Raw genomic sequence first — 23,492 nt, forward strand, 5'->3', positions numbered from 1 at the left:
AACAGGCAGGGACTTGCATATGAACGATCCGAAAGTAGAAGCCGGCTACGAATCCATCCTGCTGCGGGTGTTGTGGATGATCGTCTTCCTGCTGGTCTGGCAGGTGGCGCAATTCATCCTCGGCGCCGTGGTGCTGGTGCAACTGGTCTATCGTTTGATTTATGGCGCCCCGAGCGCCAGCCTGATGAATTTCGGCGACAGCCTGAGCCAGTTTCTGGCGCAGATCGGTCGTTTCGGCACGTTCCACAGCGACCAGAAACCCTGGCCGTTCGCCGACTGGCCGACGCCGCGTACACCGGAAGGTGAAGCGCCGCACGTCGTGGCGCCTGCGCCGCATCCGGCCCGAGATGAGGAACCCAAGCTATGAAACTCTGGGTATTGCGTCATGGTGAGGCCGAGCCACACGGCAAACGTCCTGATTCCGAGCGGGCATTGACGGCACACGGTCGTGAGGAGGTGTTGCGCGCGGCTGCGGAACTGATGGATAAAAAGCTTACAGCCATTTATGCCAGCCCCTACCGCCGTGCGCAGGAGACCGCGCAACTGGTACGCGACACGCTGGGGTTCGCACCGGAAATCCGCACCGTCGAATGGTTGACCCCCGACTACAGCCCACAAGTGGTTTCGGAACAACTGGTCTCCGTGGATCGCGCATTGCTGGTCAGTCATAACCCGTTGGTGGGCAACTTGCTGGGGTATCTGCAGCATGGCCATGTACAGGACCCGGAAAGGGTTGGCACTGCCGGTCTCGCAGAGCTGGAAGGGGATTTGCCATTGGCCGGGGCGATGAAGCTCAACAGCATCAAGCACCCGTAACCGCAAAAGATCGCAGCCTTCGGCAGCTCCTACAGGATGTACACAATCCATGTAGGAGCTGCCGAAGGCTGCGATCTTTTTTGCAGACAAATAATTAACCAAGCAACCGCTTGGTTGACTACGCTTGCTCCAGACCAAAAATAAAGGAGCGAGTCGCATGTCTGCTGCTTTTCATTTGCCACTGGACGTCTTTTACGAGCGCGAGGCACGTCATCCCCGTCAGCGTTTTCTGGTTCAACCGGTGGGTGGCGGCCAGGTCGAAACCCTGACCTGGGAAGACGTCGGCCATCAGGCCCGTTGCGCCGCGCACTGGCTGCGGGCCCGGGAATTGCCGCAAGGCAGTCACATCGCCCTGATCTCGAAAAACTGCGCGCACTGGATCATCGCCGACCTGGCGATCTGGATGGCCGGGCACGTTTCGGTGCCGTTATACCCGAACCTCACTGCCGAATCCGTCGCGCAAGTCCTCGAGCACTCCGAAGCGGCGCTGGCGTTCATCGGCAAGCTCGATGACTGGTCCGGCATGTCCCGCGGGGTTCGCCCCGACCTGCCGACCATCAGCCTGCCACTGCATCCGCCGGGCAGCTTCGATTTCAGCTGGGCCGACCTGCAAGCGTGTTCACCGATCCAGGACGACCCCAAACCTGCCGCCGATCAACTGGCGACCATCATTTACACCTCCGGCACCACCGGCATGCCCAAAGGCGTGATGCACAGCTTTGGCACGCTGGGATTCGCTACCACCCACGGCACGCAACTGTTCGGCCTCAATGAATCGGATCGGCTGCTGTCCTACCTGCCGCTGTGCCATGTCGCCGAACGAATGTTCGTTGAACTGGCCTCGATCTACACCGGGCAAACCGTATTCTTTGCCGAGAGCCTCGATACTTTCCTGACCGATTTGCAGCGTGCGCGGCCTACCGCGCTGTTCGGCGTGCCACGCATCTGGACCAAGTTCCAGATGGGCGTGTACAGCAAGATCCCGGCGAAACGCCTCGACTTCCTGCTCGGGTTACCCTTCATCGGCAAGCGGGTAGGGCACAAAGTGCTCGCCGCGCTCGGGTTGGATGCCTTGCGCGTGGCATTGTCCGGCGCAGCGCCGGTGCCGCAGACTTTGTTGCTGTGGTATCAAAAGCTCGGGCTGGATGTGCTGGAGGTGTACGGCATGACCGAAAGTTGCGGTTATTCCCACATCGGCCGGTCCGGCGAGAATAAACCCGGCTGGATCGGCAAGCCTTGCCCGGAGGTTGAAGTGCGGATCGCCGAATCGGGCGAGGTCATGGTGCGCAGCGGGGCGAACATGCTCGGGTATTTCAAGGATCCGGAAAAAACCGCCGAGACGATGACCGAGGACGGTTTCCTGCGCACCGGCGACAAGGGCGAGCAAGACGCCGAAGGCAACCTGCGCCTGACCGGACGGCTGAAGGAAATTTTCAAGACCAGCAAAGGCAAGTATGTCGCCCCTGCACCGATCGAAAACCGCCTGGCCGTGCATTCGCGGATTGAACAGGTGTGTGTGGTCGGCGACGGTTTGAGCGCGCCGCTGGGACTGTGCGTACTCTCGGCGGTGGGGCAGCAGGACGCGGGCGGAACCGCGCGCGCCGGTCTGCATTCAAGCCTGGAAAAACTGCTGGAGGAGGTCAACGACGCCCTCGACAAGCATGAGCGCCTGCGCCGGCTCGTGGTGGTCAAAGACAGCTGGGCGGTGGAAAACGGTTTTCTGACGCCGACCCTGAAGATCAAGCGCAACGTGATCGAAGCGGCTTATGGTGCCCGGTTCGAAGAATGGAGCGAGCGCAGCGAAGCGGTGCTGTGGCAGGATTGAGTCACGACAAAACCAACAAAGGATGTCTGCAATGAGTTTGTGGCGCACCACTCCCAACATCGAGCAGTTGAACGCGATTCAGAAAAACACCATCGGTGAAGTGCTGGATATCCGCTTCGAAGCCTTCGACGAAGAGTCCCTGACCGCCAGCATGGTCATCGACCATCGAACGCACCAGCCTTATGGTCTGCTGCATGGCGGTGCGTCCGTGGTGCTGGCGGAAACTGTCGGCTCCATGGCCAGCTATTTGTGCATCGATGCCAGCAAGTTCTACTGCGTGGGGCTGGAAATCAACGCCAACCATTTGCGTGGACTGCGTAGCGGTCGGGTAACGGCGGTGGCCAAGCCGATTCACATCGGGCGCACCACCCATGTCTGGGATATTCGGCTGACCAGCGATGAGGGCAAGGCCAGTTGTGTGTCGCGGCTGACCATGGCGGTTGTGCCGTTGGGAGAGAATCCGCCGGCTCGATAATCCTTTTGAATCGGGTCTCGACAGACGGCTTCAGACGTGAGCGCTATGGCGTCGGACGACGAATCGGCTGCTTGATGATCTAGGTACCGCTGACTGGACGTCTGGACTAATGCGATCTGCTACCTGCGGATTCATTCCACGGTATCCGTTCAGAGCGGTTTCCATGATCAGAGCTCGATGGCCACTGAGCGCGGTGAAGGCACCGGTGACGGCTCCACTTATCATGTTCACCGAATCACCGCGCTCGGAGGCACCCAGGCCGGTGATGCTGGCCGTCGCGGCTTCAACCGCGGTGCCTACGCCGTAAATGAACAGGCCGGAGGTAATCCTGCCGCTTGCTCCGAAGGCTGTATCGAAGAACGGTGGTCTCTGAATCGGCGAAGTGCCGGTTGCATAGGTTGTTTCTGGATGATTTCCCCGCAACCATGTTCCGACAAACCCATCCGTCCCCTCTACTAAAGGACCTAACCAACTGCGAATGGACTCTGGGACATATCGACCGAACGCGCCGTTGAGCGCATTGGTAACTGCATAGACCGAGCCTGTTCGATAAAAGGTCGGCATCCGATTACCCAGGCTGACATTGCCCCAGGGAAAGTTTGCACCATGCCCCCTGAGGATCTGTTGTGAGATTTCTCGAGTGATTGCGCCTGCTGCCGCGCCTATTCGGTTGATGGCTGTCTGGTTCAGTTCTACCTCTGATTCGTCCGTTGAATCACTGTCGTGACTCAACGCCGCCGGTAAAACTCCTATCATAAGGCCGCCGATGGCACCCAATACCATTGCGTTACGATGAAACCGTGCAGCCAAACCGCCACCGACAATCCCGACGGAAATCCCCTCAAGCAGGCCGGCGGTTGTGGCCAGTGCAGCGTTAGTAGCACGACTGGGTGGCAAGGTGTTCAGCGCCGCAATGGTCGACATTTGTACAAGGCCAGACAAACCTCTGGAAACGAAATCGCGCATAAAGGCTGATGAAGACGCATCGCGAAGGTTTCTGCTTTGTACCGTGTGGTCATCTATCAGTCCGGCGATATCTACATGCCCCGCCGGATTCCCGTGAACCATCGCATAGAGATTCAACCCGTCCGAGGTCCCTGCCGGATCGGCACTCAACCATCGCTGACACCAAGGTATGTAGTAGCGAAACCCGTAGCAATACAACCCCGTGGCATCCCGTTCCTGCCCCGAGTAGCGAATCGTTTTGTAGCTGGCTTCCAGCTTGTTTCTCCCGGCCCACCAACAGGTTCCACCGTACGGGTAGTAGCTTTCCCATGAGATCAGTTTGGCGTCTTCATCCACCTCGACGGTGCTGGAGTTCAAATGATCGGTGAAGCCGTAGCGACGCTGATCCTGGGGAATGTCTGATGCTGGCTTTTTCTCCCAATGCAGAACCTGAACTGTTCCGCGTCCGGCCTTCACTGTTATGACGTGGAGGATTTCGTCAGCGCAGGTGCGAATTTCCACACCCGGCAAGTAGCGTGTTTCGTGACTGCGGGTCAGGGTTCCGGTGTAGGCGCGGCGGATCTTTCGCAGACGTTGGCCGCTGCCGTCGTAGAGGTAAAACTCGATATCGTTGGGTTCATCCTCACGCACTACCTGTTCGACCTGACGCAACTGATTGCGCAGATCCCATAGCAAGCCTTGTCCCGGTTGAAGGGTGTTGCGGTTCCCGTTGGCGTCATAACCGGCGGCAATTTCGTTCTCGTCGGGTAACTCGCCATTGGTTTTTTCGGGCAGGCTGCGGTTGTTGAGGCGGGCGATGGCTGTGCGTTCGGTGCGGTTTGCATTGTCTGCCTGGTGCTGCATGACCTCCAGGTTGCCGGCCTTGTCGTAGGTGTAAATGCGCGTGTAGTTTTCCAGTTGTCCGGGATCGGGGGCGGACTGGAACGCTGGCAATTGCGGACCACCAGGGGCGTTGCGAAGCTGTCGGCCGCTGGCTTTTATCAGTCGGTAAAGGCTGTCGTATCGGTAACGATGGGTCGGTTCGATTCGTTGATTGCGATGGTAATGAACAGGATCGGCGCTGTCGGTCAGGCATGTGATATTGCCTGCCGGGTCATAGTCGTAAATCAGATCCTGCAGTGCTGGCTGCCCCGGTACGTAGGCCTTCAGCTGCTCCAGTCGCCCGTCTTCAGGGCGAAACGTCGCACACGAAATCACGCCGTTTCCCGCACGTTGTCGTTCGACCTGGCCGAAGGCGTTGTGCTGGATGTCACTGACCAGGATTTTTTCCTCGGTCTGCCCGGCAAGTGTCAGGCGAACTTCTTTCAGCTCGGCAGCACGGGTCAGAATGGATCTCTGGACATTGCCTTTTGCATCGATCTGCCTGATGGGCTCACCCACCGCGTTGCAGTGAATGCGGGTGATAGCGGGTTCATCCTCCAGTAAACCATCGCGCTCGGTCTCGGCTTCGGGCCAGTTCACGGACCATTGCGGATCTTCTACAAAGGTACGGCTGTGCTCCAGCGGCGTGCCGGCGAGGCCGAATTCGATGAAGCGCAAAGAGCCTGCGGTGTCGTCATGCCGAATCAATTGTCCGCGCCGGTTGTGGGTTTCATCGGCTCTGACATCTGCATAGGAAAACCGCGCGATGCAGTGTTCCGCTCCATCGTGAGCACACTCGAATGCGGCGATCGGCCGCCGTTGCCCGTCATAACGCACGCAGCTATGGCTGAGTTTCTGATCCCAACCTTCGACGCCTTGCCCATCCTCGCCGAGCAACCCCAGGCGCCAACCAGCGTCGCCGTTTTCGGATAAAAGCACGGCGCCCGACAGGCTGAATACATTGATTTGATTGGCGGCGCTCTGGCCTGCCTGATGCAAAAGAAACAACCGTGGGTCGCGGCTCAACACCGCACGCCCGGCAACATCGTGTACCTGCTGTGTGATGCAGGTTTCAGCTGCAGAATCGTCGCGGCGGTGATATGCCACACCACGCACACCCAGTCCCCGGGAGTCGATCACTGCAATAGCAGGCGTGTTGACGTGAGTCATGACAGGCGTTGCCCGAGGTTTGGCGGCAGTGTTCTTATCCGCGTCCTGAGGATTGGCTGTCAACTGTCATAAATAACAGGTCCGACCCTTGCCGCTCATAGCCACGGCACGACTGTCATCATTCCTGGCAGTTACGGTCATTGCGAATCACGGTGGGCTTGCGGACAATCGGGTTCTGTTTTTGGTTGATGGAACGACTGGTATGTCGCAGCAGATATTTTTCGCCCACGCCAACGGTTTTCCTTCGGGGACCTACGGCAAGCTGTTCGCGGCGCTGGCGCCCGAGTATCAGGTGACGCATCTGGAGCAGCACGCCCACGATCCGCGTTTCCCGGCGGACGACAACTGGCACAACCTGGTGGACGAGCTGATTCATCACCTCAAACAGCAAGCGGAGCCGGTATGGGGCGTCGGCCATTCCTTCGGCGGTGTGCTGCACCTGCACGCCGCGTTGCGCTGTCCCGAGCTGTACCGCGGCGTGGTGATGCTCGATTCACCGGTGCTGACCCGCGCCGATCAGTGGGTGATTCGTGCCGCCAAACGCTTTGGTTTTATCGACCGCCTGACTCCGGCGGGCCGCACGCTGGGGCGTCGGGAAGAGTTCGCCGACCTCGAAAGTGCCCGCCGCTATTTCGCTGGCAAAACCCTGTTTCGCAGCTTCGATCCGGAATGTTTCGACGCCTACCTGCAACACGGTTTGTGCAAGGTTGGCGACAAACTGCGCCTGCGTTTCGACCCGGCCACGGAAATCAGCATCTACCGTGGTGTGCCGGACACCAGCCCCGGCCGCGCTCGGCAGTTGAAGGTGCCGCTGGCGGTGGTGCGTGGGCACAAGAGCCGCGTGGTGATGCGTCATCACGCCAGTGCTGTCGGTCGCATGCCGTTGGGCGAATCCCTGACCATGCCGGGCGGGCACATGTTTCCACTTGAACGTCCCCAGGACACGGCCTTGCTGCTGAAAAACCTGTTCAGCCGCTGGGACGGTCGCCATCAGCAGGAATGTGCATGAGCCATGTCGTCGAAGAAGTCCGCCTGAGCCTGCCGCACATCGAGCTGGCAGCGCACCTGTTCGGTCCCGAGGACGGTTTGCCGGTGATCGCCTTGCACGGCTGGCTGGATAACGCCAACAGCTTTGCCCGGTTGGCGCCGAAACTCAAAGGGCTGCGCATCATTGCGCTGGACATGGCCGGACACGGTCATTCCGGGCATCGTCCCGCGGGTGCCGGTTACGCGATGTGGGACTACGCCCATGACGTGCTGCAAGTCGCCGAACAACTTGGCTTGAAGCGTTTTGCGCTGATGGGCCATTCCATGGGCGCGATCGCTTCGTTGATCATTGCCGGTTCGCTGCCGGAACGTGTCACCCATCTGGCCTTGATCGACGGCATCATTCCTCCTACAGACAAAGGCGAAAATGCGGCTGAGCGCATGGGCATGGCCCTGCAAGCGCAGCTGGATCTGCGGGAGAAAAGCAAACCGGTCTACAACACCCTCGACCGCGCCATCGAAGCGCGTATGAAAGGTCTGGTGGCCGTCAGCCGCGAAGCCGCCGAACTGCTGGCCCAGCGTGGCTTGATGCCGGTGCCGGGCGGCTACACCTGGCGTACCGACAACCGCCTGACGCTGCCGTCGCCGTTGCGTCTGACCACCGAACAGGCCATGGCCTTCGTCCAGCGGGTCAGTTGTCCTGCGCTGCTGGTCGTCGCGGCTGACGGCATGCTCGCCAAACATCCCGAGTTGCTGGAGCGTCTACCCTTTAGCCGTGAACAGCTGCCTGGCGGTCATCATTTGCACCTGAATGACGAACCCGGTGCCGACCTTGTCGCAGACTGTTTCAATCGGTTCTTCGCCGTTCCTTGACTTGCGCCGGGCAACTGTCGAGGCTGGGCGGGTTGAAATGGGAGACAACCATGATAGATCTCTACACCGCTGCGACCCCGAATGGCCACAAGGTCTCTATCGTGCTCGAGGAACTCGGCCTGCCCTACACGGTGCACGCCTTGAGTTTCGACAAGAAGGAACAGAAGTCCGCGGACTTCCTCAAGATCAACCCCAATGGCCGGATACCGGCGATTGTCGACCGCGCCAACGGCGATTTTGCCGTGTTCGAATCGGGCGCCATCCTGATTTACCTCGCTGAAATGACCGGAAAACTGTTGCCCCGGGACCCGAAGGGGCGTTCGGTGGTATTGCAGTGGCTGATGTTCCAGATGGGAGGAATCGGCCCGATGCAGGGCCAGGCCAACGTGTTTTTCCGTTATTTTCCGGAAAAACTCCAGGGTGCCATCGACCGCTATCAGCATGAAACCCGTCGCCTGTATGAAGTGCTCGACACGCGCCTGCAGGACGTGGAATTCCTCGCCGGCGATTACAGCATTGCCGACATCGCCACTTATCCGTGGGTGCGCGGCCACGAGTGGTCAGGTGTCGACGTTGACGGCTTGACGGCCCTGCAACGCTGGATGGCGAATATGGAAGCGCGTCCGGCGGTGCAGCGTGGGTTGCTGGTGCCCGAACGCATCGACGACGCCAGCGTCATCAAGGGTGCCCAGGCCATGCTGATCCGATGAGCTTATCCATGCGTTCAATCAGTCTGCTGGCGCTGTGTTGTTTCAGTCCTCTGGTGTTTGCCGCCGATGTGCCGGGCAGTCAGGACCTGCCGATCGTGCCGCGGGTGACCGATTCGCAGATCGTCGACTATCGCCCGGCGGTCGAACTTGAGCGGATCTATCCGCTGGGTTCGATCCGCAAGATCAGCGGCCAATTGCGCTTCGACGGTCAGGTCAGCGCCCGTGGACAAACCACTTCGGTGACCTACGAGTTGCCTCCGGAGCATTCGTCTACCGAAGCGTTTACCGTCGCTCGCGAAGCCTTGCAGAAGCAGGGTGCCGAATTGCTGTTCTGGTGCCAGGCCCGTGATTGCGGTGAAAGCAGCCTGTGGGCCAATGAAGTCTTTGGCAATGCCAAGCTTTATGGCGCTGACGATCAGCAGGCCTATCTGCTGTTGCGGTTGGCGGCACCAAAGGACAACACGCTGGTGGCGCTGTACAGTATCACTCGCGGCAATCGCAAAGCCTATCTGCACGTTGAACAGTTCGATGCTGCCGCACCGTTGGGTGATCTGCTGCCCACCTCCGCGACCTTGTTGCGAGAGCTCAAAAGCACCGGTGAACTCGATTTCCCGAAACTGACCAACGCGCCCGACGAGACCTGGTTGCGCTTGCTCTCGCGCGGCCTGAACCTGGACACGACCTTGCGGGTGACCGTTTCAGGACCCAATGCCGAAGCCTGGCGTCAGGCATTAATCAGCCAGGGGGTACGATCGGCGCGGATGGAGACGGGCAGCGTCGAAGGCTCTGGCCTGCACATCGAGCTATTGCGATAAGCTGGATCAGGCGGGCGCGCTGGCCGCGTTCGCCTACTCTTTTGCGAACTGACTTTTTTTCGAGATTCAGATGATCAATAACGATCGGCTGTTGGTGCAAATCCTGCTCCTGGTGTTGTTTGGCGCGAGCTTCTGGGTGATGGCGCCGTTCTGGTCGGCGTTGTTCTGGGGGGCGGTGCTGGCCTTTGCCAGTTGGCCGCTGATGCGCTTGCTGACGCATTGGCTCAACGGTCGCGAGTCCCTGGCGGCGGCATTGCTGACCCTTGGCTGGATGTTGGTAGTGGCGGTGCCGCTGGTGTGGCTGGGTTTCAACCTGGCGGACCATGTGCGCGATGCCACGGCGTTCATCAAGGATGTGCAGATGGATGGTTTGCCGGAAGCGCCGACCTGGCTGGGCAGTGTCCCTCTTGTCGGTGAACGGCTGGTGGTGATCTGGAACAGTATCGATCAGCAAGGCGCGGCGATGATGGTGTCGCTCAAACCTTATCTGGGGCAGGTCGGTAACTGGCTGCTGGCGCGCAGTGCACAGATTGGCGGCGGCATTCTCGAGCTGACGCTGAGCATCGTGTTCGTGTTCTTTTTCTACCGGGACGGGCCGCGCCTGGCGGCGTTTGTCCACGGCCTGCTGCAACGATTGATCGGTGATCGCGCCGGTTACTACATCGAACTGGTGGCGGGTACGGTTCAGCGCGTGGTGAACGGCGTGATCGGGACGGCCGCAGCCCAGGCGGTGCTGGCGTTGATCGGGTTCCTGATTGCCGGAGTTCCTGGGGCGCTGGTGCTTGGCATTGTCACCTTCATGCTCAGCCTGATTCCCATGGGGCCGCCGTTGGTGTGGATACCGGCAACTGCCTGGCTGGCCTGGAAGGGCGAGTACGGGATGGCGGTCTTCCTCGGGATCTGGGGCACGTTCATCATCAGCGGAGTCGACAATGTGCTCAAGCCTTACCTGATCAGTCGCGGCGGGAATTTGCCATTGGTGATCGTGCTGCTGGGGGTGTTTGGCGGACTGATTGCGTTCGGTTTTATCGGCCTCTTTATCGGGCCGACGTTGTTGGCCGTGGCGTATAGCCTGTTGACCGACTGGAGCAAGAGTCAGGCGCGGGTGGAAGATCGCCGGCCCTGACTGCCTTCACAAAATTTGTAGGAGCCGGCTTGCTGGCGATGGCATCACCGCGGTGTTGCAGGTAAACCGCGATGATGCCATCGCCAGCAAGCCGGCTCCTACAATTGGTTTCGTGAGCGTCCTGGTCAGGTCGCCACGTTCAGGTACTTGCCCACCGTCGCTACCTTGTCGAGCGAGTACTGCTTGCTCAGGTTGGCGATCATTTTGTTCAGCGCCTCTGCCACGTTCGCCTGATCGGTGGAGCTTTCGCTGTTCTTCTCGCGACCGACCTGCAGCGCAGCTTTCAACTCGTCGCTGCTGACTCCGCCACTGCTGTCGCTATCCAATACTTTGAGCAACGCAGCACTGGTGTCGGTGCTGGTCGATGAGGTGCTGTCGCTCGCCTGCAACGCGCTGCCCAGTTCGGTGGCGCTGACACTGCCATCGCTGTCCGCATCGAGCTGGCTGAACAGCGCTTCGCCGGACACCTGCCGAGGTGGAGGCGGTGGCGGGGCGAGGCTGGCGGCCAGCTCGTCCTTGCTGACGACACCATCTTCGTTCTTGTCCAGGGCCGAGAAGATTTCCGTGCTGTCAGCGCTGCTGCCGGCGCTGCTCAGACCGTTGCTCAGTTCGTCGCCGCTGATGGCACCGTCACCGTCGGCATCCAGAGCACTGATCAACGCGTCGGCCAATTCGGTGTCCGGCGCTTGATCACGCGACAGTGGCGGAGGAGGCGCCATCGCGGCCATTTCTGCGCTGCTCAGGCTGCCGCTGTCGTCACCGTCCAGGTCGGCGAAGTTTTTGCTCAGACTGACCAGCAGACCGTCATCGGATTTCTGTGACAGGGCGTTCTTGAGCTCGTCCTGATCCACCGAACCATCGCTGTTGGTGTCGAGTTTTGAGAGCAGTTCTTTCTGGAATTGCTGGCTGCGGGCATTGCTGGTGGTGCTGCTGGCGGTGCTGTTATAGCTCGTGTAGTTGCTGACGCTACCGATCATTGGGCTCACTCCCTGGATTGGAAAGCCGGCGGGTGCACCGGCTTTTGCAGCCTCAAGGAACTAGTTGTTGTGGGTATGTGGGGTTTGTACCGAGTGGTACACACAGATCTCCGCTCAGACACAGATCCCTGTGGGAGCGGCGGTGCGACGATTCGACTTGCTCGCTCCCACATTAGATCGATGTGTGGCTCAAGTGCGAGGCAGCCAAATGACGGCGGTCAGGCCACCACCGGGGGTTTCTTCCAGATTCAAATCTCCCCCCAACCGTTCAGCCGCCTCGCGAGCTATGGTCATGCCCAGCCCGACACCTCCGGAGTTGCGATTGCGCGAACCTTCCAGGCGAAAGAAAGGTTCGAACACAGCTTCGCGTTTATCCTCTGCGATCCCCGGTCCGTGGTCGATCACCCGAATCACCAGGTGTTCGCGATGGTCTTCAAGCGCGATCTGCGCCTGCCCGGCATAACGCAGGGCGTTATCCAGCAAGTTGTTGATGCATGAACGCAGCGCCATCGGCTGCACCTGCAACGGTGCGCAGTGGCCGGTGGCCTGGACATCGGAACCCTGGTCCTGGGCGTTTTCACTCAGGGATTCGACCAGCGCCTGCACGTCCATCCACTGCGGGGCCTCGCTGGTGCGCTGCTCGTGCAGGTAGGTGAGGGTGGCGTCGAGCATGCTGATCATGTCGTCCAGATCCTGGCGCATCTGGCCTTGCAGCTTGTTGTCGTCGATCTGCTCAAGCCGCAGCTTGAGCCGGGACAGCGGCGTGCGCAGGTCGTGGGAGACTGCACCAAGCATCCGCGAACGCTGCTGCATTTGTTCGATGATGCGTTTTTGCATCAGGTTGAAGGTGTAGGCCGCTTGCCGGGCTTCCCGTGGGCCTGACTCGTCCAGCGGCGGGCTATCGAGGTTTTCGCTCAGGCGCTCGGCGGCGTCACTCAGGCGCTGGATCGGCCGGCTCAGTAGTTTTGCGCCGTACCAGGCTGCAATGATCAGCGAGATCAACTGGAACGTCAGCGGCACCAGCGGCCCACCGAACCACGGCCGTGGTGGCCGGTTTTCGAAACGTGGGTCCATCGGCGGGCGCTGCCCTTCCAGACCTTTGAAGAACTCGGGCGGCGGAGGCGGTGGCGGTGGACCGTAATGATGAAACCAGGCAAACGCGAGCAGATGCGCCAGGATGATCGCCACCAGCAGCACGCCAAACAGGCGGCCGAACAGCGTATCGAAGCGCGCACGCATCAGCCGATGTCTCGGGCGTCGAACAGGTAACCCTCACCGCGTACCGTCTTGATCAACTGCGGGGCTTTCGGGTCGTCGCCGAGTTTCTGGCGCAGGCGCGAGACCAGCAGGTCGATGCTGCGATCAAAGGCTTCGATCGAGCGACCGCGCGCCGCATCCAGCAAATGTTCGCGGCTGAGCACTCGGCGCGGACGCTCGATGAACACCCACAGCAAACGGAATTCGGCGTTGGACAGCGGAACCACCAGGCCATCCGCCGCGATCAATTGGCGCAGCACGCTGTTCAGGCGCCAGCTGTCGAAGCGAATGTTCGCACGCTGTTCGGTGCGGTCGTCGCGCACTCGCCGCAGAATGGTCTGAATCCGCGCGACCAGTTCTCGCGGTTCGAACGGCTTGGCCATGTAGTCGTCGGCGCCCAGTTCCAGGCCGATGATCCGGTCGGTGGGTTCGCAGCGCGCGGTGAGCATCAGGATCGGAATGTCCGACTCGGCGCGCAACCAGCGGCATAGCGACAGACCGTCTTCACCGGGCAGCATCAGGTCGAGCACCACCACGTCGAAATGCTCGGCTTGCAGCGCCAGACGCATGGCAGCGCCATCGGTGACACCGCTGGCGTGGATGTTGAACCGGGCCAGGTAATCGATCATCAGCTCGCGGATCGGGACATCATCGTCGACGATCAGCGCGCGAATGCTCCAGCGCTTGTCGTCGCCAGGCGCTTTTTGATCGTCATTCAAGGGGGCTTGGGTGCTGTGCATGCGTGCGTTCATCTGCCAGGTAGGCTGCCAACCACAAAGATAGGCTGCGAGGTTGTGGCTTCAGCATAGGCGTCCGGCCCGGAGGCGGGAAGTGCTGTAAGGACGTGTTGCGGCTGCCGAGGGTAGCGGGCAAGGGTGTTGCAGGCGTGTCGTGTATGTATCGGTCTCGACACAATCGGCGAAAGGGCTAGTCTTGGCTGAGCGCCGACGACGATTTACCGATCATCGGGTCCCGCAGCCGCGCAGGTTCCGCTACAATGCGCGCCGATTTCGTCCTGCCTGAGAGCCCGCACATGTCCGTCTGCCAGACTCCTATCATCGTCGCCCTGGATTTCCCCACCCGTGACGCCGCACTGAAGCTGGCCGACCAGTTGGACCCGAAACTGTGCCGGGTCAAAGTCGGCAAGGAACTGTTCACCAGTTGCGCTTCGGAAATCGTTGGCACCTTGCGCGACAAGGGTTTCGAAGTGTTCCTGGACCTCAAGTTCCACGACATTCCGAACACCACCGCCATGGCGGTCAAGGCTGCGGCAGAAATGGGCGTGTGGATGGTCAACGTCCATTGCTCCGGCGGTCTGCGCATGATGGCTGCTTGCCGTGAAGTGCTGGACCAGCGCACCGGGCCGAAACCACTGCTGATCGGTGTGACCGTGCTGACCAGCATGGAGCGTGAAGACCTGGCCGGCATCGGTCTGGACATTGAGCCGCAGGAGCAGGTGCTGCGCCTGGCGGCACTCGCGGAAAAAGCCGGGATGGACGGTCTGGTGTGCTCGGCGCTGGAAGCCCAGGCCCTGAAATCGGCTCACCCGTCGTTGCAACTGGTGACCCCGGGGATTCGTCCGGCAGGCAGCGCCCAGGACGATCAACGCCGCATCCTGACCCCGCGTCAGGCGCTGGATGCCGGTTCCGATTATCTGGTGATTGGCCGTCCGATCAGCCAGGCGGCGGATCCGGCCAAGGCGTTGGCGGACGTAGTCGCTGAAATCGCCTGACCAGACGCTGAAGATCAAATGTGGGAGCGGGCTTGCTCGCGAAAGCGGTATGTCAGTCAACGTTGATGTCGACTGACACACCGCTTTCGCGAGCAAGCCCGCTCCCACATTGGTTTTGCGGTGAATTTAAATTTCGGGTCAGACTTTCAGCACCAACTTCCCGAAATTCTCCCCGCTGAACAACTTCATCAGCGTCTCCGGGAATGTCTCCAGTCCTTCAACAATGTCTTCCTTGCTCTTGAGCTGCCCCTTGGCCATCCAGCCGGCCATTTCCTGCCCGGCAGCGGCGAACTGCGCGGCGTAGTCCATCACCACAAAGCCTTCCATTCGCGCGCGGTTCACCAACAGCGACAGGTAGTTGGCTGGCCCTTTGACCGCTTCCTTGTTGTTGTACTGGCTGATGGCGCCGCAGATCACCACCCGAGCCTTCATGTTCAGGCGGCTCAGCACCGCGTCGAGGATGTCGCCGCCGACGTTATCGAAATAAACGTCGACGCCTTTCGGGCATTCACGCTTGAGGCCCGCGACGACATCTTCGCTCTTGTAATCGATGGCGCCGTCAAAGCCCAGTTCGTCGATCAGGAACTTGCACTTGTCCGCGCCGCCCGCGATGCCGACCACACGGCAGCCTTTGATCTTGGCAATCTGCCCGGCAATGCTGCCGACCGCCCCGGCCGCACCGGAGAGCACCACGGTGTCACCTTCTTTCGGTGCACCGACATCGAGCAGGGCGAAGTAGGCGGTCATCCCGGTCATGCCCAGCGCGGACAGATAAACCGGCAACGGTGCCAGTTTCGGATCGACCTTGTAGAAACCGCGCGGCTCGCCAAGGAAGTAATCCTGCACGCCCAGGGCGCCGTTGACGTAGTCACCGACCGCAAAGCCTGGATTGTTCGACGCCACGACTTTGCCTACGCCCAATGCGCGCATGACCTCGCCGATACCGACCGGCGGGATGTAGGACTTGCCCTCGTTCATCCAGCCTCGCATGGCCGGGTCGAGGGACAAATATTCGTTTTTGACCAGGATCTGACCCGCGGCCGGTTCTCCGACCGGCACTTCCTGATAGGTGAACGTCTCGCGGGTAGCCGCGCCCACCGGACGTTTGGCGAGCAGGAACTGGCGATTGGTCTGGGTAGTCATGACAGGCACTCAAGATGAATGAAGCCTTGTTGATAGACCTTCATGGTCGCCGCCGCAAGTTTGGCTGATGCGGCGAATGCAGCCTGATCCAGTGCAGTGATAGTCAGGCCGGTCGTTCTATCACTGCAACTCATGGGCGCTCAACCGGCCTTCTGATAGTGCTGCCGTGGCGGTAGCGCCAATGGCTAGACTGGGCCCACGCGAACCCCCGCATTCTTCTCTTCGAGGACAAAACAATGAGCATGACGTTTTCCGGCCAGGTCGCCGTCGTAACGGGCGCCGCCAACGGTATCGGTCGCGCGACCGCCCAGGCGTTCGCCGCGGAAGGGTTGAAAGTGGTGGTGGCCGACATGGACACGGCCGGTGGCGAGGGCACCGTGGCGCTGATTCGCACGGCAGGCGGCGAAGCGACCTTCGTGCGTTGCAACGTCACCGTGGAAAGCGATGTAAAAAATCTGATGGACGAGGTGGTGAATACCTACGGCCGTCTCGACTACGCCTTCAACAACGCTGGCATCGAGATTGAAAAAGGCAAATTGGCCGAGGGTACGGTCGACGAGTTTGACGCGATCATGGGCGTTAACGTCAAAGGCGTCTGGCTGTGCATGAAGTACCAGTTGCCGCTGTTGCTGGCACAGGGCGGTGGCGCAATCGTCAACACCGCTTCGGTCGCAGGTCTTGGCGCTGCGCCGAAGATGAGCATCTATGCAGCGTCGAAACACGCGGTGATCGGCCTGACCAAATCGGCGGCCATCGAATACGCCAAGAAAAAAATCCGCGTGAATGCGGTGTGCCCGGCAGTCATCGATACCGACATGTTCCGCCGCGCCTACGAAGCGGACCCGAAGAAGGGCGAGTTCGCCAACGCCATGCACCCGGTGGGTCGTATCGGCAAGGTTGAAGAAATTGCCAGTGCAGTGCTGTATCTGTGCAGCGATGGTGCTGCGTTCACTACGGGGCATTCGCTGGCGGTGGATGGGGGGGTTACGGCGTTTTGATTCGCCGCGGTTCTTCGGATGTATCTGTTTCTTCGGTGATGGCTGATATGGGCGGACCCCATATCAGCCTTTACTACAGCAACGGATAGGTACGCCCAGCCTCACCCCCCCCCCCGCTTTTTCCCCCTTCGTGAACATCTCAGCAATGTGTTTCAAATGGTTAGAACCGCAAGTTTTGACGGCGTTGTCGCACAGCCCATCGAGCGCGCCTGTGATTAACTCATGCCGTCAAACGAACAGGAGTTTGCTTGCTCATGGAATTGAGAATCGATCGACAGGCCTTGGTGCCGGTCGTACAGCAAGTCGTCGACGCGCTTGCGTACTGGCTGCGTCAGAGCGGCATAGAACCAGGGACGCGTTTGCCGTCTGCGCGGCAAATCGCACGGACCAATTTACTCAGCCAGTCCAGCGTCGTTGAAGCCTGCGATCGGCTGGTGGCTCAAGGGGTGCTGGCGTCGCGTCATGGCGCCGGATTCATAGTCGCTGCCCCAACGTTGGTCGCTGCAGATTCACCCTGGTTAGAGGGCTCGGAGTTACAGACAGTCGACGCCGCGAGCACGTTGAAACTGGGGGGCGGCGGGCTCCCCGAAAGCTGGCGTGAGACAGATGATCTGACTTACGCAATCCGGGAGGTCAGCCGTACCGACATGGCTGGCCTGTTCAATTACAGCACGCCGCTGGGGCTGCTTGCGTTACGTCAACAAATCATCAAGCGCCTGAGCCAGCTTGACATCGACGCAGAAGAAAACCGGGTCATGACGACAGCCGGGGCCAGTCAGGGGCTCGACCTGATCGTGCGTACCTTGCTCAAACCGGGTGATTGCGTCGTGGTCGAAAGTCCCGGTTATTCCTTGCTGTTCGAGTTGCTCAGGCTGCATGGCGTCTCGATGATCGAAGTGCCGCGCACCCCGCGCGGACCTGACATCGAGGTGCTCGAGGCACTGCTGCTTGAGAAAAAGCCCCGAGCGTTGTTCATCAACAGCTTCTATCACAACCCGACGGGCAGCAACCTCGCGCCGGGGGTGGCGCAGCGGATTCTGCATCTGGCCAAAAACCATGACGTGTTGGTGATTGAAGACGACGTCTACGCGGACTTTCACAGTGGCCCCGGTACGCGGCTCGCTGCGCTGGATACTGATGACAACGTCATCTACGTCGGCAGCTTCTCCAAAACCCTCAGCAGTTCATTGCGGGTCGGCTTTGTAGTGGCCGGTACCGCCGTTATTTCGCGACTGACCGAGGTCAAGCGGATCAGCAGTCTGGGCGCTTCCGGGTTTTGCGAATCGGTGCTTGCCTGTCTGTTGGCCAGCGGTGCCTATCGCAAGTTGGTATTGCGGCTGCGACAGCGTCTCAGACATGACCGAGAGGCCGCGCTGCAGGTACTGGAGGATGCCGAGTGGGAGGTTTTCGGTAAACCCGCTGGCGGTTTGTTCATCTGGGCGCGATCGCGCAAGTCCGACTACGCTCACGTGCGAACACAGGCAAGGCGCTTCGGCGTCCTGCTGTCTTCCGCGACGGCATTCAGTCCTGCCAGTGAGGCCAGTGACTGGCAGCGTATCAATGTGGCCTGCGCCTGTGATTCGCGAGCCCGGGCGTTTTTTCAGGCCACCGCTCCGGATCGACCTCAAGCGTTCTGAAAACGACGTGGGCGTAGCTTTTTGCCATTATTCCGACGCCAGAGACTTGTGTTGACACAGGCCCGTTGCGAATCTGCGTCAACAGACTATGTCAGGGGACTAAGTGCAATGATTTCGGCCGTGCAAGGACGTTTTGCCAACCTCGGTATGGCAAAAAAACTGGGTGTCGGGTTTTTACTGGTGCTGTTGTTGACAGCTCTGGTGGCGGCCATCGGCGTGTGGTCCCTGCAAACCATCAGCCATCGCTTCGACGGGCTCAAACAGATGTCGTCGCTCAACAGTGGCTTGCTCAAGGTGCGCCTGCTCGAGCAGGAGTACGCCTTGCACGGCAACCCGAAAGTTGTCACGGCCTTGCACGAGGGGGTCGATGGTCTGATCGTCCTGGCGAATCAGCTGAAGGCGCAATCGCCGGCCAACGTTCCTGTGATGAGTGACGTCGAGCAGTCGTTGGGGGCTTACCGCAAAGCGTTTGACGAATTCGTCTCGCTGAGTCAGGCCAAGGACCTGGCGCTGGAAATGGCCAGTTGGTCGGTCTCCAGCGTGGCCAATAATCTCGACGTGCTGCAGGCCGGGCTTGCCGATGATGGCGCCTATGCCTTGAAGGAATCCGAAGGCAAGGACGGTTCCCAGTTTATCGAGCAGGCCAATCAGGTCAGCCAGGTATCGCGGCTGATGCTGCAAGCCATGAACGAAGCACGTGTGCGCCTCGACCAGAGCCGCAAGGGTGACGACAGCGCCCAAGGCAAGATCGAGCAGGCCGACCAGGCGCTGACTCAGGCCGAGCAATTGAAAACCACGGTCAAGGATGAGGGCTACCTGACCGTTCTCAATGAAGTGGTCGGGCATATCGGCGGTTTCAGCGAAAAACTGGCGGAATACACTGGCCTGCTGGCTCAGGAAAAAACCGTCTACGAGCAGTTGCATCAGCGCGCCGCGCAGGTGGTGGAGCGGGTAGACCAGGCCTATGTGGCCGAAGACCAGTCGATGCAGACCGAGTTGAAAAAGAACTCGGTGCTGATTATCGGCTCGTCGGCCCTGGCCTTGCTGGTCGGGCTGATCGCGGCGTGGGTGATTACCCGATTGATCGTCGGGCCGCTGCGCAGTGTGATTCGCGTTGCCCAGCAGATTGCCGCGGGCGATTTGAGTTCGACGATTGAAGTGACTCGTCGTGATGAGATCGGCCAATTGATGCAGGCCATGCAGCAGATGGGGGCGGGGCTCAGCAGTATTGTCAGCGGTTTGCAGGCGGGTATCGAACAGTTGGCGAGTTCGGCTCAGTCGCTGTCGGCGGTGACTGAGCAGACCAATCTTGAGGTCAGCAGTCAGAAGGAAGAAACCGAGCAGGTCGCTACGGCCATGAATCAGATGACCGCTACGGTGCACGACGTTGCGCGTAACGCGGAAGAGGCTGCCCAAGCCGCACAGACGGCGGACGGCAAGGTCGAAAGTGGCCAGGCGGTGGTGCGCCAGAGCATGGCGCGGATCGAGCAACTGGCGGATTCGGCATCATCGGCCAGTTCGAGCATCGAAAGCTTGAGTGCGGAAATCCAGAATATCGGCACAGTGCTCGGTGTTATCAAAAGTGTGGCCGAGCAGACCAATCTGTTGGCGCTGAACGCGGCCATCGAGGCGGCACGCGCCGGCGAGCAGGGCAGGGGGTTTGCGGTGGTTGCCGATGAGGTGCGGGCTCTGGCCAGGCGGACCCAGCAATCGACTGAGGAAATCGAGCGACTGGTCAGCGCCTTGCGGTCGGCGGCGCAGTCGTCGGTGCAGCAGATTCAGAGCAGTGGTGAGTTGGTTAAGCTGGCGGTCAGTGATGCGCTTCAGACCGAGAGTGCGCTGGGGAGCATTGCGGCGGCGGTGTCGTTGATTCAGCAGATGAACCAGCAGATCGCGGCGGCTGCGGAGGAGCAGAGTTCGGTGGCTGAGGAGATCAACCGCAGTGTGACCAGTATTCGGGCCAGTGCGGATCAGTCTTCGTTGGCGATGCAGGGGAATGCGGCTTCGAGTATTGAGCTGGCGCAGTTGGGGGTTGAGTTGAAGGGGATGGTCGGGCATTTCAGGCTCTGACGTTTTAGACCTTGGCGGCCTGGTAGCCGACCAGGTTCTTTCTGTTCGTGTGCATATCCATTTCTGCGGTAGCGGCGGCTGGCGGTTTCGCCCTTACGGCGAGTCCCTTTTGGCAAACGCCCCAAAAGGAACCAAAAGGTCTCGCCCCGAGCGTCCGGCCCCTCGCTGAGGCTCGGCGTTCCTTCGCTCCGGTATTCATCCGGGGGCATCGCCCTCCGGTTGGCTTCGCTGGCACCTACATGCGATGAGTTCGACTGCGTCGAACGGCGCTGCGCGCCACTCCCCGGATGAACACCTCCACTCAGCCTCCCGAAGGGGCGGGTGGATCAAGATCAAGAGCTGCAGGCGAGCTAACGCTCGGCCTGATGAGTGGTGAGAAGCGGGTGTACGCCGATCTGCTTTTGTAGGCGCCGGCTTGCTGGCGATGGCGGCCTGACAGCCGACCCGATTTCCGCTAATGCCCCTGCCCCCTGTAGGAGCCGGCTTGCTGGCGAAGACGGCCTGCCAGCCGACCTGTTCTCGCCGACATACGCTGATCTTGTGGGAGCGGGCTTGCTCGCGAAGACGGTCTGCCAGCCAACCTGTTCTCGCCGACATACGCTGACCTTGTAGGAGCCGGCTTGCTGGCGATGGCGGCCTGACAGCCGACCATTTTTTCGGAGTTAATTGCCCATCAAACTCAGCGCAAAAAAAACCACCTTTTCAGGTGGTTTCTTCTCAACGGTGCTGATCAGTCGTAAATCACTTTCTTCTTCCAGTCCGCATCCGCCTCGACGTCTTTGAGGCCTTCGGTCAACTGGTTTACTTCGCCTTCAACTGGCGCAATGTTGTCCATGACTTGTGCGTTTGCACGGGCCAGGAGTTTTTCCAGGTATTCGAGCTGTTCGGCGTAGATCTGAGGTTCCTGCTGTTTACGCAGGTACTGCACGCCGCGTTCGAATGCCAGGCGAGCCTGGCCAGGCTGGTTCTGTTGCAGGGAGTGCTGGCCGAGGTTGTTGAAGAACTCGATGTGCAGCAGGACCAGGATGTGGCGAACTTCGCGGATCCAGCGTTTGGCTTCGTTGGTCGGCAGGAAGCCATCCTGTGCCGCGCGGGTGATCTGGCCGTGCAGGGCTTCGAGCAGGAAGCGTACGTCCTTGGCTTTGGCTTCGGTCTGTATCGGTGCCGGCGGGTTGTTGATCGGGATCGACTCGCCCTGGCCAACCAGGGTGTTCAGTTCACTGATTCGCACCTTGAGGTTGGCGCTGGATTTTTCGAGGTTCAACAGGCGCTGGCAGACGTTCAGTTCCAGACGGGTCAGCAGCAGCTTGAGAGCTGGTGTCATCAACTGGCCAGGAAAAGTTTCGGTGATTTCGCCGCAGCGACGCAGTCGGTCGTTGAGTTCAACCTTGGTGCGGGCCCTTTCCAGTTTATTGTTTTCCACCACATGGTTCATGTACCCAATGGCGATCAATAGTGCGATCCCGGCTACGACTAGCAGGGTGATCATGAGTGGTGTCACCGGTAAGACCTCTTTATGGGATTCGCGTGCGAGTGTAGTGGCTTGGCATGGGAGCGCATAGGGCCGCTCGACGGGTTGGATCGAACATCCTTCAGTCTGTATCGACCGCAACGCTGCTTATATAAGTAATAGCGTGTGAGGTGCACATTGCCATCATCTGCTACGTGGGTGGACTATAACGTCTTGGCGGGTGTCAGAATATAGGCGTCAAACCCCGGACGACCAAAAAGCCGTATTCACCGCTCAAAGCAGGGCGAAGTCATTGATTTAAATAAATTTATATCTGGGGGTTGACGACCCCTCAATCCATCCATAGAATGCGCGCCACTTACAGCGTAAAGCACACAGCGAAACGCGGTAGGGAGTGAATGTTGTACGTGTGTCCCCTTCGTCTAGTGGCCTAGGACACCGCCCTTTCACGGCGGTAACAGGGGTTCGAGTCCCCTAGGGGACGCCAATATGCGGGAATAGCTCAGTTGGTAGAGCACGACCTTGCCAAGGTCGGGGTCGCGAGTTCGAGTCTCGTTTCCCGCTCCAATTTTAAACAGCGTTGCTTTCGGGCAGGGCTGAGTGAAACCAGAACCAAGTCTTCGGATGCGGCTCTGGGCACCGAAACACACACCATGTGTTCCGGGCAGCGTGTCCCCTTCGTCTAGTGGCCTAGGACACCGCCCTTTCACGGCGGTAACAGGGGTTCGAGTCCCCTAGGGGACGCCATTTGCGGGAATAGCTCAGTTGGTAGAGCACGACCTTGCCAAGGTCGGGGTCGCGAGTTCGAGTCTCGTTTCCCGCTCCAAATTCACAAAAACGCCGCTCATTGAGCGGCGTTTTTGTTTGCGCGTGATTTGTATCCGAGCCAGCAAAAAGGCCCGACAGTCAGACTGAGCGGGCCTTTTTCATGGGCGCTATTTTACATCGACAGGATCAGGCGCCCCGCGAACAGAATCAGAATCACCCCCATGGTGCGTTCAAACCAGTGCCCCATGCGCATGAATAGCACGCGGACCCGGTTGCTGGAGAAGAACAGCGCGACGATCACAAACCACAACGCGTTCACGAAGCACATCCAGACGCCGTAGAGCGCCTGAATGTTGAGCGGCGTCGTGGCGCTGATGAGGGTGGTGAAGATCGCCAGGAAAAACAGCGTGGCCTTGGGATTGGTGGCATTCGTCAGGAACCCGGTGGTGAACGCCTTCAGCAGCGTTTGCTTGACCATCGGTTCATCCGCTTCCTTTTCACCCTCCAGTACCGATTTGGGTTGGCTGCGCAACAGGCTGACGCCGAGGTACAGGATGTAGGCGCCGCCCACGACCTTGGCCACCGTCAACAGCCAGGGCGTGGTGTGCATCAATGCGCCGACGCCGAGCAGGGTGTAAAGCACATGCACGGAAATGCCCGCACCGATGCCCAGCGCCGTACAAATCCCCACCCCTCGACCGAAACGCACGCTCTGGCGGATGGTGACCGCAAAGTCCGGCCCTGGGGCGACTACGGCCAGGAAGTGGATCGTCGCCAGCGCCAGGAACTCGCCCAGGTAATTCGAATACTGCATC

At 59.9% G+C, this 23,492-nt stretch carries 21 protein-coding genes, 4 tRNA genes and 1 pseudogene; 18 read left to right on the forward strand and 8 right to left on the reverse strand.

Features of this window, described 5'->3' with window-relative positions; all coding sequences use genetic code 11:
* Positions 1-19 precede the first annotated feature (19 nt).
* From FBY04_RS07580 to FBY04_RS07595, 4 genes are all read left to right on the forward strand, one after another.
* The gene (locus FBY04_RS07580) at positions 20-367 is read left to right on the forward strand and encodes a DUF4389 domain-containing protein (protein ID WP_084322000.1); all 348 of its coding nucleotides are present in this window, start codon (positions 20-22) and stop codon (positions 365-367) included.
* Positions 364-816: a phosphohistidine phosphatase SixA gene (gene sixA / locus FBY04_RS07585; RefSeq protein WP_084322001.1), complete on the forward strand. Its 453-nt coding sequence runs from the start codon at positions 364-366 to the stop codon at positions 814-816. Before FBY04_RS07580 ends, sixA begins: the two co-directional genes overlap by 4 nt.
* Positions 817-973: 157 nt before the next feature.
* The gene (locus tag FBY04_RS07590) at positions 974-2,641 is read left to right on the forward strand and encodes an AMP-binding protein (RefSeq protein ID WP_145314892.1); all 1,668 of its coding nucleotides are present in this window, start codon (positions 974-976) and stop codon (positions 2,639-2,641) included.
* A gap of 31 nt (positions 2,642-2,672) precedes the next feature.
* Complete coding sequence (locus tag FBY04_RS07595) at positions 2,673-3,116, forward strand: hotdog fold thioesterase (protein WP_056853110.1); 444 nt, start codon at positions 2,673-2,675, stop codon at positions 3,114-3,116.
* 30 nt (positions 3,117-3,146) lie between these two features.
* On the opposite strand, the gene FBY04_RS07600 is transcribed toward FBY04_RS07595, so the two are convergent.
* Entirely contained in the window at positions 3,147-6,113 is a 2,967-nt protein-coding gene (locus FBY04_RS07600) for an RHS repeat-associated core domain-containing protein (RefSeq protein WP_145314893.1), read from the reverse strand.
* 202 nt (positions 6,114-6,315) lie between these two features.
* On the opposite strand from FBY04_RS07600, the gene FBY04_RS07605 reads away from it, so the two are divergent.
* From FBY04_RS07605 to FBY04_RS07625, 5 genes are all read left to right on the forward strand, one after another.
* A complete protein-coding gene (locus FBY04_RS07605; RefSeq protein WP_084322004.1) occupies positions 6,316-7,122 on the forward strand; it encodes an alpha/beta fold hydrolase in 807 nt (268 codons plus the stop codon).
* Positions 7,119-7,973, forward strand: a complete 855-nt coding sequence (locus FBY04_RS07610; RefSeq protein WP_084322005.1) for an alpha/beta hydrolase — start codon at positions 7,119-7,121, stop codon at positions 7,971-7,973. Before FBY04_RS07605 ends, FBY04_RS07610 begins: the two co-directional genes overlap by 4 nt.
* A 50-nt stretch (positions 7,974-8,023) precedes the next feature.
* Entirely contained in the window at positions 8,024-8,683 is a 660-nt protein-coding gene (locus FBY04_RS07615; protein ID WP_084322006.1) for a glutathione S-transferase family protein, read from the forward strand.
* Positions 8,684-8,691: 8 nt separating this feature from the next.
* Positions 8,692-9,498 carry a DUF4892 domain-containing protein gene (locus FBY04_RS07620; RefSeq protein ID WP_084322007.1) on the forward strand — a complete coding sequence of 269 codons (807 nt, stop codon included), beginning with the start codon at positions 8,692-8,694 and terminating at the stop codon, positions 9,496-9,498.
* Between the two features lie 70 nt (positions 9,499-9,568).
* Positions 9,569-10,624, forward strand: a complete 1,056-nt coding sequence (locus tag FBY04_RS07625) for an AI-2E family transporter (protein WP_084322008.1) — start codon at positions 9,569-9,571, stop codon at positions 10,622-10,624.
* 125 nt (positions 10,625-10,749) lie between these two features.
* On the opposite strand, the gene xopAW is transcribed toward FBY04_RS07625, so the two are convergent.
* The 3 genes from xopAW to FBY04_RS07640 form a co-directional block, all read right to left on the reverse strand.
* The gene (xopAW, locus tag FBY04_RS07630; protein ID WP_145314894.1) at positions 10,750-11,601 is read right to left on the reverse strand and encodes a XopAW family type III secretion system calcium-binding effector; all 852 of its coding nucleotides are present in this window, start codon (positions 11,599-11,601) and stop codon (positions 10,750-10,752) included.
* Between the two features lie 189 nt (positions 11,602-11,790).
* Positions 11,791-12,840 (reverse strand): HAMP domain-containing sensor histidine kinase, encoded by a 1,050-nt coding sequence (locus FBY04_RS07635; RefSeq protein ID WP_145314895.1) that lies wholly within the window; start codon positions 12,838-12,840, stop codon positions 11,791-11,793.
* A complete protein-coding gene (locus FBY04_RS07640; RefSeq protein WP_145314896.1) occupies positions 12,840-13,598 on the reverse strand; it encodes a response regulator in 759 nt (252 codons plus the stop codon). The genes FBY04_RS07635 and FBY04_RS07640 overlap by 1 nt, the downstream gene beginning before the upstream one ends.
* Positions 13,599-13,891: 293 nt before the next feature.
* Between FBY04_RS07640 and pyrF the strand changes: the two genes are divergently transcribed.
* Positions 13,892-14,590, forward strand: coding sequence for an orotidine-5'-phosphate decarboxylase (gene pyrF, locus FBY04_RS07645; RefSeq protein WP_167362965.1), 699 nt, complete (start codon positions 13,892-13,894; stop codon positions 14,588-14,590).
* A 138-nt stretch (positions 14,591-14,728) separates the two neighbouring features.
* On the opposite strand, the gene FBY04_RS07655 is transcribed toward pyrF, so the two are convergent.
* Positions 14,729-15,733 carry an NADP-dependent oxidoreductase gene (locus FBY04_RS07655; protein ID WP_084322013.1) on the reverse strand — a complete coding sequence of 335 codons (1,005 nt, stop codon included), beginning with the start codon at positions 15,731-15,733 and terminating at the stop codon, positions 14,729-14,731.
* Entirely contained in the window at positions 15,730-15,867 is a 138-nt protein-coding gene (locus tag FBY04_RS32315) for a hypothetical protein (protein WP_159439541.1), read from the reverse strand. The genes FBY04_RS07655 and FBY04_RS32315 overlap by 4 nt, the downstream gene beginning before the upstream one ends.
* 102 nt (positions 15,868-15,969) lie before the next feature.
* Between FBY04_RS32315 and FBY04_RS07660 the strand changes: the two genes are divergently transcribed.
* From FBY04_RS07660 to FBY04_RS33170, 4 genes and pseudogenes are all read left to right on the forward strand, one after another.
* Positions 15,970-16,731: an SDR family oxidoreductase gene (locus FBY04_RS07660; protein WP_084322014.1), complete on the forward strand. Its 762-nt coding sequence runs from the start codon at positions 15,970-15,972 to the stop codon at positions 16,729-16,731.
* Positions 16,732-16,985: 254 nt separating this feature from the next.
* Complete coding sequence (locus FBY04_RS07665) at positions 16,986-18,368, forward strand: PLP-dependent aminotransferase family protein (RefSeq protein ID WP_145314897.1); 1,383 nt, start codon at positions 16,986-16,988, stop codon at positions 18,366-18,368.
* 984 nt (positions 18,369-19,352) lie between these two features.
* Positions 19,353-19,529 (forward strand): annotated as a pseudogene (locus FBY04_RS33165) (HAMP domain-containing protein); the annotation flags it as partial.
* Positions 19,530-19,733: 204 nt separating this feature from the next.
* Entirely contained in the window at positions 19,734-20,438 is a 705-nt protein-coding gene (locus tag FBY04_RS33170) for a methyl-accepting chemotaxis protein (RefSeq protein WP_371850932.1), read from the forward strand.
* 730 nt (positions 20,439-21,168) lie between these two features.
* Here the strand turns inward: FBY04_RS33170 and FBY04_RS07675 are convergent.
* The gene (locus tag FBY04_RS07675; RefSeq protein WP_174602694.1) at positions 21,169-21,927 is read right to left on the reverse strand and encodes a hypothetical protein; all 759 of its coding nucleotides are present in this window, start codon (positions 21,925-21,927) and stop codon (positions 21,169-21,171) included.
* Between the two features lie 393 nt (positions 21,928-22,320).
* Here FBY04_RS07675 and FBY04_RS07680 point away from each other — a divergent pair.
* The 4 genes from FBY04_RS07680 (at position 22,321) to FBY04_RS07695 (ending at position 22,735) form a co-directional block, all read left to right on the forward strand.
* Positions 22,321-22,396 (forward strand) — tRNA-Glu (locus FBY04_RS07680).
* Between the two features lie 4 nt (positions 22,397-22,400).
* Positions 22,401-22,476 (forward strand) — tRNA-Gly (locus FBY04_RS07685).
* 104 nt (positions 22,477-22,580) lie between these two features.
* Positions 22,581-22,656 (forward strand) — tRNA-Glu (locus FBY04_RS07690).
* Positions 22,657-22,659: 3 nt separating this feature from the next.
* Positions 22,660-22,735 (forward strand) — tRNA-Gly (locus tag FBY04_RS07695).
* Between the two features lie 114 nt (positions 22,736-22,849).
* On the opposite strand, the gene FBY04_RS07700 is transcribed toward FBY04_RS07695, so the two are convergent.
* Positions 22,850-23,491, reverse strand: coding sequence for a LysE family translocator (locus tag FBY04_RS07700; RefSeq protein WP_084323834.1), 642 nt, complete (start codon positions 23,489-23,491; stop codon positions 22,850-22,852).
* Position 23,492 lies beyond the last annotated feature (1 nt).

This window comes from Pseudomonas sp. SJZ080 (genome assembly GCF_007828295.1).
GTDB classification, from domain to species: Bacteria; Pseudomonadota; Gammaproteobacteria; order Pseudomonadales; family Pseudomonadaceae; genus Aquipseudomonas; species Aquipseudomonas migulae_A.

Excerpts from the sequence above, each read along its gene's own strand:
- FBY04_RS07580 (WP_084322000.1), top strand. The coding sequence starts at position 20 with ATGAACGATCCGAAAGTAGAAGCCGGCTACGAATCCATCCTGCTGCGG.
- sixA (WP_084322001.1), top strand. The coding sequence starts at position 364 with ATGAAACTCTGGGTATTGCGTCATGGTGAGGCCGAGCCACACGGCAAA.
- FBY04_RS07590 (WP_145314892.1), top strand. The coding sequence starts at position 974 with ATGTCTGCTGCTTTTCATTTGCCACTGGACGTCTTTTACGAGCGCGAG.
- FBY04_RS07595 (WP_056853110.1), top strand. The coding sequence starts at position 2,673 with ATGAGTTTGTGGCGCACCACTCCCAACATCGAGCAGTTGAACGCGATT.
- FBY04_RS07600 (WP_145314893.1), bottom strand. The coding sequence starts at position 6,113 with ATGACTCACGTCAACACGCCTGCTATTGCAGTGATCGACTCCCGGGGA.
- FBY04_RS07605 (WP_084322004.1), top strand. The coding sequence starts at position 6,316 with ATGTCGCAGCAGATATTTTTCGCCCACGCCAACGGTTTTCCTTCGGGG.
- FBY04_RS07610 (WP_084322005.1), top strand. The coding sequence starts at position 7,119 with ATGAGCCATGTCGTCGAAGAAGTCCGCCTGAGCCTGCCGCACATCGAG.
- FBY04_RS07615 (WP_084322006.1), top strand. The coding sequence starts at position 8,024 with ATGATAGATCTCTACACCGCTGCGACCCCGAATGGCCACAAGGTCTCT.
- FBY04_RS07620 (WP_084322007.1), top strand. The coding sequence starts at position 8,692 with ATGCGTTCAATCAGTCTGCTGGCGCTGTGTTGTTTCAGTCCTCTGGTG.
- FBY04_RS07625 (WP_084322008.1), top strand. The coding sequence starts at position 9,569 with ATGATCAATAACGATCGGCTGTTGGTGCAAATCCTGCTCCTGGTGTTG.
- xopAW (WP_145314894.1), bottom strand. The coding sequence starts at position 11,601 with ATGATCGGTAGCGTCAGCAACTACACGAGCTATAACAGCACCGCCAGC.
- FBY04_RS07635 (WP_145314895.1), bottom strand. The coding sequence starts at position 12,840 with ATGCGTGCGCGCTTCGATACGCTGTTCGGCCGCCTGTTTGGCGTGCTG.
- FBY04_RS07640 (WP_145314896.1), bottom strand. The coding sequence starts at position 13,598 with ATGCACAGCACCCAAGCCCCCTTGAATGACGATCAAAAAGCGCCTGGC.
- pyrF (WP_167362965.1), top strand. The coding sequence starts at position 13,892 with ATGTCCGTCTGCCAGACTCCTATCATCGTCGCCCTGGATTTCCCCACC.
- FBY04_RS07655 (WP_084322013.1), bottom strand. The coding sequence starts at position 15,733 with ATGACTACCCAGACCAATCGCCAGTTCCTGCTCGCCAAACGTCCGGTG.
- FBY04_RS32315 (WP_159439541.1), bottom strand. The coding sequence starts at position 15,867 with ATGAGTTGCAGTGATAGAACGACCGGCCTGACTATCACTGCACTGGAT.
- FBY04_RS07660 (WP_084322014.1), top strand. The coding sequence starts at position 15,970 with ATGAGCATGACGTTTTCCGGCCAGGTCGCCGTCGTAACGGGCGCCGCC.
- FBY04_RS07665 (WP_145314897.1), top strand. The coding sequence starts at position 16,986 with ATGGAATTGAGAATCGATCGACAGGCCTTGGTGCCGGTCGTACAGCAA.
- FBY04_RS33170 (WP_371850932.1), top strand. The coding sequence starts at position 19,734 with ATGACCGCTACGGTGCACGACGTTGCGCGTAACGCGGAAGAGGCTGCC.
- FBY04_RS07675 (WP_174602694.1), bottom strand. The coding sequence starts at position 21,927 with ATGATCACCCTGCTAGTCGTAGCCGGGATCGCACTATTGATCGCCATT.
- FBY04_RS07700 (WP_084323834.1), bottom strand. The coding sequence starts at position 23,491 with ATGCAGTATTCGAATTACCTGGGCGAGTTCCTGGCGCTGGCGACGATC.